The 15,387-nt window shown below is 60.7% G+C and carries 19 protein-coding genes and 1 tRNA gene; 8 read left to right on the top strand and 12 right to left on the bottom strand.

Going from position 1 to position 15,387, the window contains the following annotated elements:
• The first annotated feature begins 109 nt into the window (after positions 1-109).
• Together CK221_RS21845 and CK221_RS21840 are read left to right on the top strand one after the other, a co-directional pair.
• Positions 110-1,336, top strand: a complete 1,227-nt coding sequence (locus CK221_RS21845) for a YcbK family protein (RefSeq protein ID WP_245430706.1) — start codon at positions 110-112, stop codon at positions 1,334-1,336.
• Positions 1,337-1,474: 138 nt separating this feature from the next.
• Positions 1,475-1,549: transfer RNA gene (locus CK221_RS21840), tRNA-Glu, on the top strand.
• Between the two features lie 183 nt (positions 1,550-1,732).
• Here CK221_RS21840 and CK221_RS21835 read toward each other — a convergent pair.
• The 3 genes from CK221_RS21835 to CK221_RS30375 all read right to left on the bottom strand — a co-directional run bounded on the left by CK221_RS21835 (position 1,733) and on the right by CK221_RS30375 (position 2,928).
• The gene (locus tag CK221_RS21835) at positions 1,733-2,014 is read right to left on the bottom strand and encodes a hypothetical protein (RefSeq protein WP_095779218.1); all 282 of its coding nucleotides are present in this window, start codon (positions 2,012-2,014) and stop codon (positions 1,733-1,735) included.
• Positions 2,015-2,429: 415 nt separating this feature from the next.
• A complete protein-coding gene (locus CK221_RS29925) occupies positions 2,430-2,720 on the bottom strand; it encodes a hypothetical protein (protein WP_143749087.1) in 291 nt (96 codons plus the stop codon).
• 34 nt (positions 2,721-2,754) lie between these two features.
• Complete coding sequence (locus CK221_RS30375) at positions 2,755-2,928, bottom strand: hypothetical protein (protein WP_095779216.1); 174 nt, start codon at positions 2,926-2,928, stop codon at positions 2,755-2,757.
• 332 nt (positions 2,929-3,260) lie between these two features.
• On the opposite strand from CK221_RS30375, the gene CK221_RS29920 reads away from it, so the two are divergent.
• Both CK221_RS29920 and CK221_RS21820 read left to right on the top strand, forming a co-directional pair.
• On the top strand, positions 3,261-3,443 hold the full coding sequence (locus CK221_RS29920) for a hypothetical protein (RefSeq protein WP_143749086.1): 183 nt from the start codon (positions 3,261-3,263) through the stop codon (positions 3,441-3,443).
• Between the two features lie 343 nt (positions 3,444-3,786).
• Positions 3,787-4,473 (top strand): aspartyl/asparaginyl beta-hydroxylase domain-containing protein, encoded by a 687-nt coding sequence (locus CK221_RS21820; RefSeq protein ID WP_095779215.1) that lies wholly within the window; start codon positions 3,787-3,789, stop codon positions 4,471-4,473.
• A gap of 4 nt (positions 4,474-4,477) precedes the next feature.
• Here CK221_RS21820 and CK221_RS21815 read toward each other — a convergent pair whose 3' ends face one another.
• From CK221_RS21815 to CK221_RS21805, 3 genes are all read right to left on the bottom strand, one after another.
• Positions 4,478-4,783, bottom strand: coding sequence for a DUF982 domain-containing protein (locus CK221_RS21815; protein WP_095779214.1), 306 nt, complete (start codon positions 4,781-4,783; stop codon positions 4,478-4,480).
• 185 nt (positions 4,784-4,968) lie between these two features.
• Complete coding sequence (locus tag CK221_RS21810) at positions 4,969-5,205, bottom strand: hypothetical protein (protein WP_095779213.1); 237 nt, start codon at positions 5,203-5,205, stop codon at positions 4,969-4,971.
• A gap of 112 nt (positions 5,206-5,317) precedes the next feature.
• Entirely contained in the window at positions 5,318-5,713 is a 396-nt protein-coding gene (locus CK221_RS21805; protein WP_245430705.1) for a hypothetical protein, read from the bottom strand.
• Between the two features lie 210 nt (positions 5,714-5,923).
• Between CK221_RS21805 and map the strand changes: the two genes are divergently transcribed.
• Entirely contained in the window at positions 5,924-6,751 is an 828-nt protein-coding gene (gene map, locus CK221_RS21800) for a type I methionyl aminopeptidase (protein WP_067000098.1), read from the top strand.
• 58 nt (positions 6,752-6,809) lie between these two features.
• Here map and CK221_RS21795 read toward each other — a convergent pair whose 3' ends face one another.
• Positions 6,810-7,742, bottom strand: coding sequence for a LysR family transcriptional regulator (locus CK221_RS21795; protein WP_095779211.1), 933 nt, complete (start codon positions 7,740-7,742; stop codon positions 6,810-6,812).
• Between the two features lie 94 nt (positions 7,743-7,836).
• Here CK221_RS21795 and CK221_RS21790 point away from each other — a divergent pair, with 94 nt between their 5' ends.
• From CK221_RS21790 to radC, 3 genes are all read left to right on the top strand, one after another.
• Positions 7,837-8,409 (top strand): NAD(P)H-dependent oxidoreductase, encoded by a 573-nt coding sequence (locus tag CK221_RS21790; RefSeq protein WP_095779299.1) that lies wholly within the window; start codon positions 7,837-7,839, stop codon positions 8,407-8,409.
• Positions 8,410-8,445: 36 nt separating this feature from the next.
• Complete coding sequence (locus CK221_RS21785) at positions 8,446-9,336, top strand: DMT family transporter (RefSeq protein WP_179295185.1); 891 nt, start codon at positions 8,446-8,448, stop codon at positions 9,334-9,336.
• Positions 9,337-9,499: 163 nt separating this feature from the next.
• Positions 9,500-10,252, top strand: coding sequence for a DNA repair protein RadC (radC, locus tag CK221_RS21780; protein ID WP_095779209.1), 753 nt, complete (start codon positions 9,500-9,502; stop codon positions 10,250-10,252).
• Positions 10,253-10,340: 88 nt separating this feature from the next.
• Here the strand turns inward: radC and CK221_RS21775 are convergent, their stop codons facing one another.
• From CK221_RS21775 to CK221_RS21755, 5 genes are read right to left on the bottom strand one after another with little or no spacing between them, the layout of a single operon-like run.
• Positions 10,341-10,679 (bottom strand): hypothetical protein, encoded by a 339-nt coding sequence (locus CK221_RS21775; RefSeq protein ID WP_067000080.1) that lies wholly within the window; start codon positions 10,677-10,679, stop codon positions 10,341-10,343.
• A 17-nt stretch (positions 10,680-10,696) separates the two neighbouring features.
• The gene (locus tag CK221_RS21770; protein ID WP_176477834.1) at positions 10,697-11,257 is read right to left on the bottom strand and encodes an ATP-binding protein; all 561 of its coding nucleotides are present in this window, start codon (positions 11,255-11,257) and stop codon (positions 10,697-10,699) included.
• Position 11,258: 1 nt separating this feature from the next.
• Positions 11,259-13,625, bottom strand: coding sequence for a SpoIIE family protein phosphatase (locus tag CK221_RS21765; protein WP_095779297.1), 2,367 nt, complete (start codon positions 13,623-13,625; stop codon positions 11,259-11,261).
• A complete protein-coding gene (locus CK221_RS21760) occupies positions 13,622-14,800 on the bottom strand; it encodes a class I SAM-dependent methyltransferase (protein WP_067000076.1) in 1,179 nt (392 codons plus the stop codon). The genes CK221_RS21765 and CK221_RS21760 overlap by 4 nt, the downstream gene beginning before the upstream one ends.
• On the bottom strand, positions 14,797-15,318 hold the full coding sequence (locus tag CK221_RS21755) for a ubiquinone biosynthesis methyltransferase UbiE (protein ID WP_095779208.1): 522 nt from the start codon (positions 15,316-15,318) through the stop codon (positions 14,797-14,799). Before CK221_RS21755 ends, CK221_RS21760 begins: the two co-directional genes overlap by 4 nt.
• Between the last annotated feature and the right edge of the window lie 69 nt (positions 15,319-15,387).

Raw genomic sequence — 15,387 nt, 5'->3', positions numbered from 1 at the left:
CAGAGGCACTGGAGTGCTGCGGCTACGATGTACGGACCGGATGCCGAGGGGGAATTTTATTTTGAAATCAGCGGGTTGGCGCCTTGCACGAAGGGAAAGCCGCAGCATCGTGGCAGCGCTTTTATCCGTGCTTCTGGCCTCCTGCACCTCGACCGGCGACCCGACGATGTCGGTCGTCACGCCCGCCTACAATTCAACCGCCACAGAGATGAGCGCGGCTTCCAGCGCCCAGTCCGCGGCGTCGGCCGATTCGACCTCGCAGGCGGCGTCGACCTCCCCGGCATCCCCAGAGGCGGCATCGACCGTGATGGGCGAAGACGACAAACCGTTGCCTGAAAAAGTTGCCTATGTGCCGGAAACCCGGCCCGGAGCAGCCTTCCCCGCGGTAGCGGTTCCTGCTGACGCCGGCTCGATCGCCGGCAACACGCCGCAACCGCTGGTACCGCCGCCGCAGACGGCAGAGGAGACGAAAGCGGCCGCCACCAAGGTCGCTGCCGGCGATGCCGCCGCGGTCGCATCGCAAGCGCAGGCGACCGTGCAGGCGATGAGCAAAGGCGTCTACGTGACAGCGGGCGAGCCCCAGCAGCAGCCGATCGCCGCGCCGAAGAAGGGGCTGTTCGCTTCGCTGTTCAGCACCACGCCGGCCTCGGCCGCGCCTGCTCCGCTGATCAACACGCGCTCCAGCGACCAGCCCGCCGCCCAGGCCAAGACCACGCCGCCGCCGACAAAGCCGATCGTCACCCTCGCCTCCGCGACCCCAGGCGACAAGCCGGTGCAACTGGCTTCCCTCGGTGACGACAGCAGCAACCACATCACCGGCGCCGATGCTTTGCCCGGCGTGCGCCAGACGGCGCTGTTCGAGATCAAGCGCAAGTCCGGCATCGACGACGAGAGCGACGTCGATCTCAACGAGGACGAAGGCGGCGGCTCCTACCAGGTGGCGTCGGCCGCCGGCATGGCGAGGCTCGCGCCCAACGGCCTCTTGAGACAGAACGAAAGCGTCGACGTCGCCTGCCTGAAGCCTTCGCTGGTGCGCGTCCTGAAGACGATCGAGGGTCATTTCGGCCGCAAGATGATCGTCACCTCCGGCTATCGCGACCCTGCCCGCAACCGCCGCGCCAACGGAGCCAAGAACTCGCTGCACATGTATTGCGCCGCCGCCGACATCCAGGTTCCCGGCGTCTCCAAGTGGGAGCTGGCGAGCTATGTGCGCTCGATGCCCGGCCGCGGCGGCGTCGGAACCTACTGCCACACCGAATCCGTCCATGTCGACGTCGGCCCCGAGCGCGACTGGAACTGGCGCTGCCGCCGGCGCGGCGGCGGTGGCGACAACTAAGCGGCTTACCTGCTTCAATCGAACTGTTTTCCGGTTGCCAAACATGCGTTTTGCAGGCTCGCGAAAAAAGTTGTCGCATGTGGCGGCAGATGGGTTGCCGGTTGCGAGCAACGCAATTATAAGCCGCTTCGTCTGAGCGCGCCCATCGTCTAGCGGTTAGGACACCGCCCTTTCACGGCGGTAACAGGGGTTCGATTCCCCTTGGGCGTACCAGCAAATGTCAGGGAGTTAGCACCCTCTCCCGGCAAATCATCCAATAAGCGTCAAATAGCGACTGCGTATTACGGCCGACGGGTGACCGCGAAATGGCCCGCTCTGAGAATCCGTGGCGGCTCCTGTCATCCGTTCGCGCTTTTCATAACGTGAACGCCTTCCAGCGCTCCATTGAGTCAGACATTATGGCTCAAGGAGTGCGAAACCATATAGCGCCCACAACTGCTCACATTCCCTCGCCCTGAGGCTCGGTGTTCCTGCTTTTCCGTAAAACACCATCGCTCCGCGAACTCCGTATCCAAGCACGGATGCATTCGCAACGAACTGGATAGCTTGCCCCAGGCGCATGGTGCCGATCTTGGCATCAGTCTTGTTGGCGAGGTCGACGACTCCAAGGATCTCAGCGTCAGTGTTCCTGGCTTCGAGAACGGCATCCGAAGTCGCACTGGTGACGCTAAAAAGCATTCGTATTAGCCTCTGCTAATAATAACAGCGAACTAACGCGTCTTGTTCCCGAGGATCGACAGGCCCGGCCACCGAGGTCGCCGGGAATTGGCTCGTATTTTAGCAACATCTGAAACAAAGGGATTTCGCGAGCGTTTAAAGCTCCACAAAGGAGCTTCGACGATGGACCCGGCTACGGCAGCGGTGATGGTTTTGCTTTCGTGCAGCCCAGGCGAGGCTTCGATCTGCAAACCGCTTAATACGGCGCCTCGGGTTTTCGCCTCCCTCAACGAATGCCGTGCCTCATTGGCAGATGAACTCGCCGGCGCTCCTAGCGGAAGAATGGTCGGCCGATGCCAGGTGGTCGATCCGACCGTCACGGGCTCGCTGCCAGCCGGCTATACGACAGTTACGGTTTCGCGCGGCGAGAGCGTTGTCAGGTATATTGTTCCGCACAAGGAATAGCCGGGCCACCTAAGCAGCCGAGCCTGGTCCGAAGAGAATCGATCAGCAGCCCGTCTATTTCCGCCGCCAAACATTCTCCACCCGAACCAAGACGAAGCCAGTGGCGTGGATCGATCTCAATCCGGTAGGAATCGCCGTGCAGGGTTTCCATCGTATGGGCCAGGAATTGCGCAGCAAGATCGACTTGGGCCAGCTTCGCCTTGACCTCTGCGGCTCCGTCGGAGACGGCATCGGCACGCTGCGGATTGTCCTTCCTGCCCAACAGGCGGCTTGAGCCGGCTCTACGCTGAATTTCGTCAGATACCGTCCCAAGTGTTGGAAGAAAGATACTTGGTGGTCGGCATAACTGCCCAGCCAAGATCCATTTGCATTTCGCGTGGCGGGCCGTTCAGCATCCGCGTCGCTTTTTGGGCATCATGCGCATATTTCAGGGCCGCTCCCATGCGGTTGAGCGTTTTTAAGATCGACATGGCTCATCATCCTTCCATGTGCCGAAGCCGTCCCGCGAGCGATCTTCGGCTGCTTTCGATCGGTACTAGATGGTCGATGATTGTTTCCGCCGCGTCGCACGCAAGCTCACGGGCTGTAACCAAACAGCTGCCCCTGAAACGCTCGCACACAACCAAGCTGGTCCGAAGGTTTTGAGGTGATCGCGGCTGTCCCAGGCATCCCACGCACAGGGAGCGTGTGGCGTTGCCTCCTCGAAACAAAGCCGAAATTGCGCGCCATCAGATCGAAACTTGATCGCTGCAAAAACGGCGTCGACCGGCACTGCCGGAAATGAGAGCAAAGGGAAACTCAAATGACCAACATCGTTCGTAATGCAATTCTGGCTACTGTCGCGGTTTTCGGCTTGGCCGGTGGGGCTTATGCTCAGCAGCAGACCATCACTTCTTGCAGCAATCACGATGATTACTGGAGCCAGTGCCTGGGTGCCGCAAACAACGGCCACCAGAGCGGCGGCCGCGGACACGATCGCCACTGATTGACGATCGGGTTCTGATAAATGCCTCGCTGGCAAGTTGCCGGCGGGGCTTTGTGCGTTCTGGCAACCTCTTTGATCACAGGACGCCGCGCAGCGGCCCAATCGCTCCCGGTGTGTCCTGAGGTGCACGACGGCGGCTGCAGCCAACCAGCCGCTGGCGCTGAGACGCCACGATCGACAGCACGACGCCCGAAGTCATCGAGGCGTCACGACTGGTCCGCAGATGACATCCAAGACGCAGCGATACAAAACCGAACGTCTGCCTGACGCCTCGGAACAAATCTCCGTGACCCATAGCTGAAAGCAATCGTGCACTATATTATAACATGGTCGAGGCGATGCGATGTCGAACGTGTACGATCTTGGAAGCGATCTGGTGCGTCGTATCTATGAAAAACGCATAGATGCACCGGCGATTCTTGATGCCTCCACGCATTTTCCCAACGCGACAAAGTTCGCGGCCGTCTGGCAGAGTATTCGCGATGAAGCGCTGTCGGTGCAACTGAACCGGGTGCCGCGTTTTCACGACATCATGCCGGAACAGGCCGAGATTTCGGCCAATGACGGCCTCGATTGGCGCATGTTCGTGCTCAAGGCCTACGACATGACGATCCCGGAAAGCCTTGGGAAGATGCCTACCCTCAGCCGGTTGCTGTCCGAGTGCCCCGAGGTCAAATCGGCGGCTGTTTCATTCCTGGCGCCGCGCAAGCACATCCCGCCCCACCGCGGCCCCTTTCGCGGCATCATGAGATTTCATCTCGGCCTTGTCATTCCGAAACTGGCGGACGGCCGCCCGGCAACGATCATGATGATCAACCATGAGGAAAAGCGGATCGCCGACGGCGAATGCCTGCTGTGGGACGACACTTTCGAGCACGAGGTCATGAACAGCGCCGATCAGGCGCGTATCGCCTTGTTGCTTGATGTGTGGCGCCCGGATATGCCGCTGGACATGGAGATCCTGTCCAGGTTGATCGTTCGAGGCGTGCAGGTGGGAATGCACTACAGAGGGGTATCTTTCGCCGGTTAAAGCGTCACGCTCTCGCTTCGCGAAACCCTCTTGCGCTGCCGCCGCGCTTCAGCGGCAACATCATGTCCCTTGCGAGCAAACCGCTGACGCGGCAGAAAGCCATGAAGGCCCGGCACGCTTCCTCGGCGCTTGCCACATCGACTGTCGCGCCGAAGCAGGCGTTAAACGCGGCGTCATAAACCTTGCCCTGCCGGCGCTTCGGCCAGTTCTGCAGGAAATCGAGCGCCTGCTCGACGCTGTAGATTTCCTCGACCGGCAGGCCGGGCGCGGGCGTGATGCGCACCGGCACCTCGAATTGCAGTCTGTCCATTCCCTGTCTCCCGAACTGGCGAAGTCGGAGCAACGCCGTTCGTTCTGAAAAGTTCTTTGACCGGTTTTTGACGCAGGAATGTGACCTCAGTGCGGTGCGGGCCCGGCGACTGCCGCGGCAGATCGGCGCTCTGGCCACATCGTTCGACCGGGCGATGCAACCGGCATCCCCTGTCGAGGTTGCGTCTACTGGTTCGCCGGGTCCGTCTCCGCCTCGTAGGCCATGCGCGAGACCACCATCAGCAGATTGGCGGACGGCACGGCGAAGATGACGCCGAGCACGATCGTCGCCGTTCCTTCCACGCGAAGCGTTGCGGCTACAGCCCAATAGACGGTGCCTATGCAGATGACTGCCTGGACGGCGAGAAACGCGGCTGCCGAAGCAGCGCGCGTGAGTGTCTTGAATGTCTTGATACGTTGCATCGAGAAATGTCCAATGGACACGCGCCACGCAACCTGCCGACAGCCGATAGCCGTCGCCAGGTCGCGGCGCGAAAGAAATAGTTGAGGTGAGAAAGGTCTGCGACCGCCTGGCTCAGGCAGTTGGTGGCGCGCGAGGCTGATTGGTATGCGAGAGCGGCGCGGCCACAAAGGCAGGCGTGATGCCGCCCTCCGCCGGCAAAGCCCCGCCAGCGACAAGGAAATCGGATGCCGGAGCGAGAATGCCGGGATTGCCGCTGACGAGCTTTGCCGGCAGTGGCCGGCCGGCGCGGGCTTCGAGGGCCTGCGCCTTGCCGGCGATCCTCAGCAAGGCAAGCGTTTCGCCCTGCCGCGTCGCGCTGATGCCGGCGCCGCCCGAGGCAAACGCTGTCGAGGCGGAGACCTCAGCCTGGGCGAAGCTCACCAGCGCAAGCGCAAGCAGCGCCATCAGGGCCGAGCACGCGGTCCTGCTTGGCAGCACCGTCGATCTTGCGCGTTCCGGCGCCGTCAACGGGCGTAAATCTCCTGCATGCGGTCCCGGCCTACCTCATGGGATGGTGAAAGGAAAGCTTGCGACGCCCAGACGCGCGCGCCCAGCGAATATTCCCGCGGCAAACCGGTTGCAGGCACTTCGTCCTTGAACCTTGCGGCTTCCGGTGCCAAATCTGGAGAAAATTTCCGCACCGGCTCGCGTCAGGAGCCAACCCGCGAACGGACAGGAATGGTTACCTATCTCGACGCCGCAACGGCCCCCTTGAGAAACACCGGCCAGATCCGCCTCTATGGCGAGGAAGGGTTTGCGGGCATGCGCAAGGCCTGCGATCTCACCGCGCGCTGTCTTGACGAGCTTGTGTCGATGGTGAAGCCCGGCGTCACCACCGAGACCATCGACCGTTTCGTCTTCGAGTTCGGCATGGATCACGGTGCATTGCCGGCCACGCTCAACTATCGCGGCTACACCAAATCGTCCTGCACTTCGATCAATCACGTGGTCTGCCACGGCATTCCTGACAACAAGCCCCTCAAGGACGGCGACATCGTCAACATCGACGTCACCTACATCCTCGACGGCTGGCACGGCGATTCCTCGCGCATGTATCCGGTCGGCACGATCAAGCGCGCCGCCGAGCGCCTGCTCGAGGTGACTTACGAATGCCTGATGCGCGGCATCGCCGCAATCAGGCCGGGCGCTCGCACCGGCGCCATCGGCGCCGCTATCCAAACCTATGCCGAGGCCGAGCGCTGCTCGGTGGTGCGCGACTTCTGTGGCCACGGCGTCGGCCAGCTTTTCCATGACGCGCCGAACATCCTGCATTACGGCACCGCCGGCGAAGGCGTCGAGATGCGGCCCGGCATGATCTTCACCGTCGAGCCGATGATCAATCTCGGCCGCCCGCATGTGAAGGTGCTCTCTGACGGCTGGACGGCGGTGACGCGCGACCGTTCGCTGTCGGCACAGTACGAGCATACGATCGGCGTCACCGATAGCGGCTGCGAGATCTTCACGCTGTCGCCAAAGAAGCTCGACCGCCCCGGCTTGCCGGATTAGTCTGCCGCAGGCACGGCATCGGCACGGTCTGATGCCCCTAACGATTGGCGAGGCGCGCCTAGGCTGGAAGCCCGGCAGTATCACCAAGCCCGGCTCCGGCCAGAAGCGCGGACCTGAGGCACCTGGCTGCTGGCAGCAAGGGTTTGTCGAGCCGTCGGGCAAGATAGACCCAGCTCTTCGTTGTCCCATTTTCACCAAGCGCAGCGGCTGAAAGCTGCACGAGCCGCTCTTCGACAAGATCCTGCTCGATCAACCAAAGAGGAAGCCGCCCCCAGCCGATGCCTGCTCTGATCAACGCCAGTTTCGCCTCTTGGCTACCGACCCGCCACTTGCGCTGGGAGAGCACGCCATAGTCGCGGCCATGGGAGCGAGGAGAAGGGTCCATCAGGACGATCTGGATGTGATCGGCCAGCTCTGGCGTACTCACCCGGCCTTTCTTCGCTATCAAGGCCAGAGCGTGCCCAGCACCGACGACCGCCGCCATCGACAGAGGCGCGAGGGAATCGAATTCCAGGCGCGGATCGCGCAGGTCTTCGCCCACCGTTATCGCGAGGTCGACCGTGCCCTGCAGGAGGCAATCGATCGGTTCCCCAAGGGTACCTGTCTGCAACCGGACGCCAACCGTCGGATAGGTGGCGTGGAGGGCTTCAAGAGCCCTGCCGACGGCCGGCAATGGAACAAGCGTGTCCACCATCAGCGCAAGCTCGATTTCAATGCCGCTGCCCATGCCCTGCGCCTTCGCGCGCAGCAGATCGGCGCGTAGAACCAGCGAGCGACAGTCGTCCAGCAGGGCCCGCCCGTCCGAGGTCAAGGTCGGCCGACGAGTCGACCGGTCGAACAGCACCGTCTTGAGTTCGGTCTCCAGATTGGCAATCGCGTGACTTACCGCCGACTGCGCGCGATCGAGCCGCATCGAAGCCAGTCGAAAGCTACCCGCGTCCGCCACGGCCAGGAACATCCGCATCTGATCGAGAGTGAGCGCGTCGAGCATGATCGATCAATTAGATCAGAAAATGCTAACATTTAGCAATCCCATCGATCATCCCGGTGTGTCATCACTTCCTGGCCTGAGACAGGAGAGCGAAGTGACTGAACGGCTCAAGCTCGCAGCGCTGATCGGCAGCACGCGGGAACGACGCTATGGCGACAAGGTCGGAAACTGGTTTGCCCAAGAGGCGCAGAGACTGGACGAATTCGAACTTTCGCTCATCGATGTTGCAGACATTGATCTGCCCAGCCGGCTCTTGGCGGAGCCGACACCGGCGATGAAGGCATTCACCGGTAAGCTCGCCAAGGCAGACGCCTTCGTTGTCGTCACCCCCGAATACAATCACAGCATGCCCGGTCATCTTAAGCACGCTATCGACCAGGCTACTGACGAGTGGCACGCCAAGCCGGTCGGCTTCGTTTCATACGGTGGCGTCTCCGGCGGGTTGAGGGCCGTCGAACATCTTCGCCAGGTATTTGCCGAGCTCCACGCCGTCACCGTCCGGGACGCAGTAAGCTTTCACGGGGTGTGGGAGCATTTTGCCGATGGTGCGGGCCCGCTCGATCCGAAGCGCAGCTCCGGCGCTGTCAAAACCATGCTCCACCAGCTCAAGTGGTGGGCTCTTGCGCTGAAGGAGGCGCGTTCGCGCGCCCCCTATACCGTAGGCTGACATATGGATTCGCAACGCATCACTGCAGGCGCCCTCATGACCATAGCCATGACGCTGGTCGGATCCGGCGTGGTGGCCTCGAAAATCATTGCCGGCGGCATGCACCCTTTCTTCGCCGTTCCCCTCCGTTTCCTGATTTCGACGCCGATCCTCTGGGGACTCGTCTTCCTGACAAGCACGCCGCGGCCGCGGCTCTTGGCAAAGGAATATATCATTGTGATGATTCAGGCGGCCGCGGGCAGCGCGGGCTATAGCATTCTAATGATCCTCGCCTTGACCTTGACGACGAGTGCCAATGCCAGCGTCATCCACGGCCTTCTGCCTGTGTTGGCTGCCCTCGTTGCAACGTTGGCCTTGAAGGAGAGGCTAGGCGCCAAGCTCTGGATCGCGGTCGGCGCTGTCACGGCAGGCGCACTTCTTGTCAATGTCGCCTCTGCTAAGGGCTTTGGCCTCGATCTGAAGCTGCTAGCGGGTAACCTGCTGGTGGTCCTCGCTGTTTCCGGCGAAGCACTGTTTGCGATCCTGAACAAGAGAATCAGCAAGCCGCTGGCGCCGCTCTATCTCGCGGCGCTGATGAGCAGCATTTCGCTGCTGCTGACCTTGCCGCTCGCCGCCGCCCTTGCCGCGTCTAGCACCGTTGCAGCAGCACCTGCCGCCCTATTGGCGACAGTCTATATCAGCATTTTTCCCACCGTGATCGGCTTCTGGCTCTGGTATTCAGGAGCCGCGCGCGCCAGCGGCGGAGAGGCTGGCGTGTTCATGGCAGTGCTGCCGGTCGCGGCACTCGCGCTCTCGTTTCTTCTTCTCGGCGAGACCATCACGACGATCCACATTCTCGGAACAGCCCTTGTCGTCCTCGGCATCGCTGTTTCGGTCAGCGGGGCAAGAACGGTGAAGAAACAGGCTGCCGAAGGTGCTCATGTTTAACGCTCGCCAATAGGCGATGCAGCCCTCATCGTCACGGCGTCTTGATATGTCCCAGCAACGCTCCCGGCTACTTTCTTGAAATGATCGAGAACCGTTTCGCGTTTCAGAATCATGCTTTAGTCTCTGGCAAAGGTCTTCTTTCGATCAGCGATGTGGGCGGGCGATGGGAAAAGTCGAGGACGAGCGGGCGTTTTTCTCTGAAGCCTGGGTAGAGCCGCCGAAGAAAGAGGTGGCGCCTGTTGAGAAGCCGCACTACCACGGCCATCGTGATCGTCTGCGCGAACGCTTCTTGGCCGGCGGTCCGGACGCCCTGCCCGACTATGAACTGCTTGAGCTGCTTCTCTTCCGGCTGATCCCGCGCGTCGACACCAAGCCGATCGCCAAGGCGCTGATCGCGCGCTTTGGTTCGCTTGCCGAAGTGCTCGGCGCGCCGGCGTCCCTGCTCGAGGAAGTGAAGGGCATCGGGCCGACGGTGGCGACCGATCTAAAAGTCATCGCCGCCACAGCGCAGCGCATGGCGCGCGGCGAAGTGCGCGGCCGCGAGGTTCTGTCGAACTGGACGCAGCTTCTCGATTATTGCCGCTCGGCCATGGCCTTCGAGGCCCGCGAGCAGTTCCGCATTCTCTTCCTCGACAAGAAGAATGGGCTCATCGCCGACGAGGTGCAGCAGACCGGCACGGTCGACCATACGCCTGTCTATCCGCGCGAGGTGGTCAAGCGCGCGCTCGAACTTTCCGCCAGCGCGATCATTCTGGTGCATAACCATCCGTCCGGCGACCCGACGCCCTCGCGCGCCGACATCGACATGACCAAGCAGATCATCGACACGGCCAAGCCGCTCGGCATCGCCGTTCACGACCACGTCATCATCGGCCGCAAGGGCAATGCCTCGATGAAGGGCCTGCTGCTGATCTGACAGTCCCGAAAATCAGCTGGACACCGATCAGGAAATCATCCCCGGGCGGGCACGTCGCGGGCGATGGCTCGATCGAGACGCGTTCACGTTAGTTCATCAAAAGCACCAGAGCGGGATGCAGCTTCTTCAGGTTCGGCAATGATTTCGATTGCCAGGGTATGTCGGGCGTTCCGCGCACGACAAGTCGAACATCGGGATGCTTGCGCACCTCGATGGTAAATTTCGCCAGCAGGTTGATGCCGGAAGAGTTGAGAAAGTGAAGGTCCTTCAAATTGAGTGTGATGGAAGCGGGATTTGAGGCAAGAACACTGGTCGCCAAAGCCGTGATCGGCGCACCCGCCTCGGAACTGGCAAGCCGCATTGCACCGTCGAAAAAGATATCGCTTCCCTCAGTCCACACGCGGTAGTCGTCTGTCTTGATTTCCATATCTGGCTTCGTTTCATCTAGTTGTGAGTTGGCGAGATCGGAATGGAGGCATATGTTTCCAGGCAAATACGGTCGTTTTCATCGGCCGGGCTGAATATCCAGGCCAGGCGTGCGCCATAGTCGCTCATCAACGTCAGCAATCCAAGCCCGGAGCTCCCCACGTCGGGGTTCGCGGCATTCGCCTCAATCCGCTGTATCAGCAGGTCCTTTGGGTCGCCAACCGTGATGTCCGCCAGAAGGCTTTGGAACTCCGACGCGATTTCACCATCGACGTCATTCGACACCTTCAGCTTGAAGCACTCCGAATCCATCGACGCCTCAACCACGATCTCGCCTGGTGCTCGGAACTTGACGGCGTTTTCGATGAGTTCGTTGACCAGATATCCGATGCTATGCCGCACCTCCATGTAGTCATTGCGCGACGACTGAAAGCGCAACGCGAAAAGATCGGCAATGAAGTCCGAGGTCGTGGCGCAATGACGCCAACTCAAGTCGAGAGGTCCGTCGAACAGCCGCACGCGACTGACGCTCCCCTTCATCCCTATTGCAATGTCAGGCGTACCGAACAGCGCTGTCATCCTACGTATGCCTTATGATCACGAGTGTGATGTCGTCGTGGATCTTCTGGATTCCGATATGGGCCATCAAATCCTCGATGATCCCGGTCTTGATGTCCTCGGCGCTCCTGCCATGGCGCTTTTGCACGCTCTTGCAGAGGCGATCGAACCCGAACAGTCTTCTGTCTTCATCTTCCGCCTCGGTCACACCGTCGGTGTGCAACACGATTACGTCGCCGCTCCCGAACACGATGTCTCGCGTGTCAACGAACTGCGAGATGTCGTTCTCCAGGCCAACGGGCAGACCCAGATCAAGCGTGTCGATACGTTCGACGTCCCCATCCGCACGCACGACCAGAATGTCCTCGTGCTGGCCGGATAGCGTTACCCGCCCATCCTCAAAGTCGAGAAAGGCCAGCGAGAGATGCTTGTCGGTGTTCGTCCGCTCGATGTTCTTGTAGATGGCTCTGTTCAGACGAACCAGAAACTGGTGCGGATCGCCTTCGTTGGCCTCCTGCAGCGCGCGTGCAACGGATTGGACCATCAGCATCAGCACGCCGCTCTCGAGACCATGACCGGTCACGTCGCCGATGCCTATCTTGACCCGTGATCCGTTCTGCAGGACATCGTAGTAGTCCCCGCCGACCTCGTCGGCCGGCCGCATGTAGGCCGCGATCTCCAGCCCCGGAATCGCTTCGAGTTCGAACGGTTTCGGCAGGACCATCATCTGGATTTGCCTGGCGACCGCGAGTTCGGCGCCGAGACGGACGTTCTCGTCCCGCAGCTTTTCGTTGAGCGCGGAAATCTCCTGATTTGCGTCGCCGAGTTCCCTGGTTCGTTCGTCGACGAGTTGCTCGAGGTTTTCCGTGTGAAAGCTGATCTGCTCGGCCATACGGTTGAAGGCGACTCCGACCGCTCCAACCTCGTCGCGCGTTGGAACGCGAACGCGGACCGAATAATCTTTGGACTGTAGCCTCTGGGCGGCGCTGGCAAGCGCCCTGAGGCCGGCCGTGATCCGCTTGGAGATCCCGAGCACTGCCGCAAAGACAATCAGAAGCGAAACGACGATGGCGGCGACCTGAAAGAGCAGGATACGATTGGTCGCGCGGGAAATACTCTTTTGCGCGGCGACCAGGGACGCATAGATTTCGCGTTCTGGAACGACGATTCCGACCGACATCGTTTCAGACTTGATCGGTCCCGAGCTCCACAGATTGGTCGGCTTCAATCTTTTGAGGACAACTATGTAGGGTACGTGTTCGCCCTTGTTGTCGAGCATGATATGCTGAATGACACCGTCATTGTTCTGGTCGAGCGGCAGCGACGCGATGGCCGGCTGCGTGCTTCCCCGCAGCGACCTCTCCAGCCCGGTGACGCCCTGCGTGCCCGCATCGTTGGACGAAGTCAGGCCTATGATCGCCTCGCCCGATGGATTGATCGCCACTACATTGCCGGTCGACATGGTGAGGAAGCCGAACCCGGTTTCGGCGATCTTGACGCGCTCGACGACTTCCGCGAGCTGATCGAGAGTGATGTCTGCACCCGCTACACCGGCGATACCGGTACGGTCCCGCGTCCACAGCGGGTGGAAGAAACTGACGATCAGCTTTCCCGTGATCGCATCGGTGTAGGGCGCCGTCTGAGTGATGTCGTCGGGGACTGGACGCGAGGCTGGATCCCTCGCCCATTGCTGCCATGACCCGTAGATCCCCGGAAAGAAGAACTCCCAGAACTCCGCCTTGTTGTGGCCTGGATAGAGTCGATCGAAGGTCTGCGCCTGGTCCGTATACGGTACCGTCCTGAAGATCGGCCGTTCCTTCGGACCAATATAGTACATCTGCAGTTTTGGCGATCCGCTGGCCATAAGGGTCGGCGCGACGAGATCCAGAACGGTACTGTCTTCGATTTCCTGCTCAACGCTCGGCAGCGGCGTGTGGTCGGCGCCCAGCAGGTAGCCCCAGACGCTAATCACGGAAGGCGCGCCCGGCAGGTTCTGCGCCCAATCGCCCTTCGCGTCATAGACGACCTTCACCGAGCCGGGTGCTTCATGCGAAAGGGTTGCTCCGACCTGTCGCTGCCGGCTCGGATCGTCGGTCTGGGCCTGCAGGACGCCGGCCAGCGCTTTCACGTCCCCATGAACTCGATCGAGCAGGAGGTCGACGCTTAACGCTGTCGAGTCGGCATAGGAGCGAATGTATTCCTGGTTTGCGGTGGTCAGGCCCTCACCGACTTCCGACGTGGCGTCGCGCGACAGCTTTTGAACGTTCCAGAGCGCCAGGCCACCGCTCAGCAGGAGGTCGAACAGCACGGCGCCGCCGACGACCAATACGAATTTCGCCCGGAAGGAGCGCAGGCCGAAGCGCGGTGTAGGCTGATCGTCGGCTTTCATTGCGGCCTTCGCCCCGATGCGACCCAGATCGGCCAACCCGCATAACCCTTGGGGTGTAGCGCAGCGAATATGTGATCCTGGAAGCCCTGCCGGAACCGTGCAACGAACTCCGGCCCGTCGCCGCGTTTGGTTGCCATCTCGCCGGCATACACATCGGCCCATGCTACAATGACATCGGCGAAGTCCTGCGCATCTCCGTCCAAGTTGGTGACCGTGAAGGTCTCGACACGTATGTCGTCGAATCCGGCTTCGATCAGATATCGGCGACTCTTGGGCCCGAGCTCAACGTCCATTTCGAAATGCGCGAACAGCTTCGCCACTTCATTGTATGTCCAACGGATGCTTTCGGCGCGCGGCTCGCCGAGGCAATGCGAATTCTTCTCGTTGGTGATGTAGACCCGCCCGCCTGGCTTGCATATGCGGTAGAGTTCCTTGAGGATGAGTTCCGGTCGATTGAAGATTTGAAGCGAATGTCGGCAGGTGACCAAGTCGAACTGCTCCTCGTCGAGCAGCATTTCCGAGGCATCGCCATAAGTATATTCGATGCCCCGGATATCGAACTCCCGCATCACGCGTCTGGCGTAGTCCAGGCTTGATATGGAGTGGTCGAGGGCGACAATCCGCGACGGCTGGAACTCTTTCTGCACGAGCACGGCGAAATCGCCGATCCCGCAACAGATGTCGGCCATAACGATCCCGGGTCTCATGCCATGCCGCGGCAGGATTGCACGCTCGTGGCGCCAGGTCATCTTTGTCTGCGTGCGCAGGATTGGAACGAACCCGCCTTCCTCGAGGAAGCCCTGCCCTGGATAGAATTCGCTGTCATACTCCTCGACCGTGATGTTCGGTTCGATTCCGCTCAGCCGACCGAATTTTCGCGAGGTCCATCCGACGACGCTCGACGTGATGACAACAAATTTGAGATCGGGTCGAGCGCGACAGGCATCGATGATGATCCTCGAAAAAGCGTGAAATGCGGCGTTGTTCATCTGCGCCAAGCGTCTGACATTGACGTAGAGAACGCCGCGTACTCGGCCGATCGCATCGCGAAGCAATGCCAGGCTGGGCCCAAGCTCATCGATCGCCTGAGGCCGGACCACTCCAGATATGGAGAACTCCTGGTTGTTCGCATCGTATTGCGCCTTGAAGCGCGGGTGCGGGTTGTAAGGGCTCAATGTTGCAGGCCCTCAAGCGGAAGATCCACGACGAGCGTGATCGCATCGCCGTCGGCCTCCTCGACCCTGAGTGCCGCGTTGTAGTCGACAGCTAGTTCCAGGAGTACCACCTCCCGGCTGGGCGCCAGATCCCCAGACACAGAATTGAGATATCGCTCCTTGGCCTCAAATCCCACGACTTGCGAAACGGCTTCTTCGTAGAATTGGCGCTCCTCCGGCATGCAGGGAAATGTCAGCTCGATCCTGTCCGTCGCGCCATGGCGAGACACCCTGCATGCCAGTTCGCCGTCGGCGTGGCGGGTACGAAAGGCGACTTCCAGTAATTCGTTGAACGCAGAGGAAAAGAGATTCGAATGCCGCACCGAGTCTGATCTGTTTTGACTGATCATCCGGGCTATGTACGTCGAGACATAATCGCAGTGTTTCCAAGCGGAGACAAAAGTCTTGATTTCCATGTCGAACTGGATCATCGGCTCAAAAGTCGGTTCGCCAACCGGGTCATGATGAACAGATCCCATCCGCATCCTCTCCTATTCCATCCGTATTTGAGCCCAGGTGACGCGATGAACTCCGGGACGGAAGTTTGA

This window comes from Mesorhizobium sp. WSM3868 (assembly GCF_002294785.1).
GTDB lineage: Bacteria > Pseudomonadota > Alphaproteobacteria > Rhizobiales > Rhizobiaceae > Mesorhizobium.
This window is presented reverse-complemented; position numbering and strand designations above follow the sequence as displayed.

Bases quoted from the DNA above. Each gene is read 5' to 3' on its own strand.
- CK221_RS21755 (WP_095779208.1), bottom strand. From the start codon at position 15,318: ATGGGATCTGTTCATCATGACCCGGTTGGCGAACCGACTTTTGAGCCG.
- CK221_RS30375 (WP_095779216.1), bottom strand. From the start codon at position 2,928: ATGTCGATCTTAAAAACGCTCAACCGCATGGGAGCGGCCCTGAAATAT.
- CK221_RS29920 (WP_143749086.1), top strand. From the start codon at position 3,261: ATGACCAACATCGTTCGTAATGCAATTCTGGCTACTGTCGCGGTTTTC.
- CK221_RS21785 (WP_179295185.1), top strand. From the start codon at position 8,446: ATGACCATAGCCATGACGCTGGTCGGATCCGGCGTGGTGGCCTCGAAA.
- CK221_RS21775 (WP_067000080.1), bottom strand. From the start codon at position 10,679: ATGGAAATCAAGACAGACGACTACCGCGTGTGGACTGAGGGAAGCGAT.
- CK221_RS21820 (WP_095779215.1), top strand. From the start codon at position 3,787: ATGTCGAACGTGTACGATCTTGGAAGCGATCTGGTGCGTCGTATCTAT.
- CK221_RS21810 (WP_095779213.1), bottom strand. From the start codon at position 5,205: ATGCAACGTATCAAGACATTCAAGACACTCACGCGCGCTGCTTCGGCA.
- CK221_RS21765 (WP_095779297.1), bottom strand. From the start codon at position 13,625: ATGAAAGCCGACGATCAGCCTACACCGCGCTTCGGCCTGCGCTCCTTC.
- radC (WP_095779209.1), top strand. From the start codon at position 9,500: ATGGGAAAAGTCGAGGACGAGCGGGCGTTTTTCTCTGAAGCCTGGGTA.
- map (WP_067000098.1), top strand. From the start codon at position 5,924: ATGGTTACCTATCTCGACGCCGCAACGGCCCCCTTGAGAAACACCGGC.
- CK221_RS21835 (WP_095779218.1), bottom strand. From the start codon at position 2,014: ATGCTTTTTAGCGTCACCAGTGCGACTTCGGATGCCGTTCTCGAAGCC.
- CK221_RS21795 (WP_095779211.1), bottom strand. From the start codon at position 7,742: ATGCTCGACGCGCTCACTCTCGATCAGATGCGGATGTTCCTGGCCGTG.
- CK221_RS21770 (WP_176477834.1), bottom strand. From the start codon at position 11,257: ATGACAGCGCTGTTCGGTACGCCTGACATTGCAATAGGGATGAAGGGG.
- CK221_RS21815 (WP_095779214.1), bottom strand. From the start codon at position 4,783: ATGGACAGACTGCAATTCGAGGTGCCGGTGCGCATCACGCCCGCGCCC.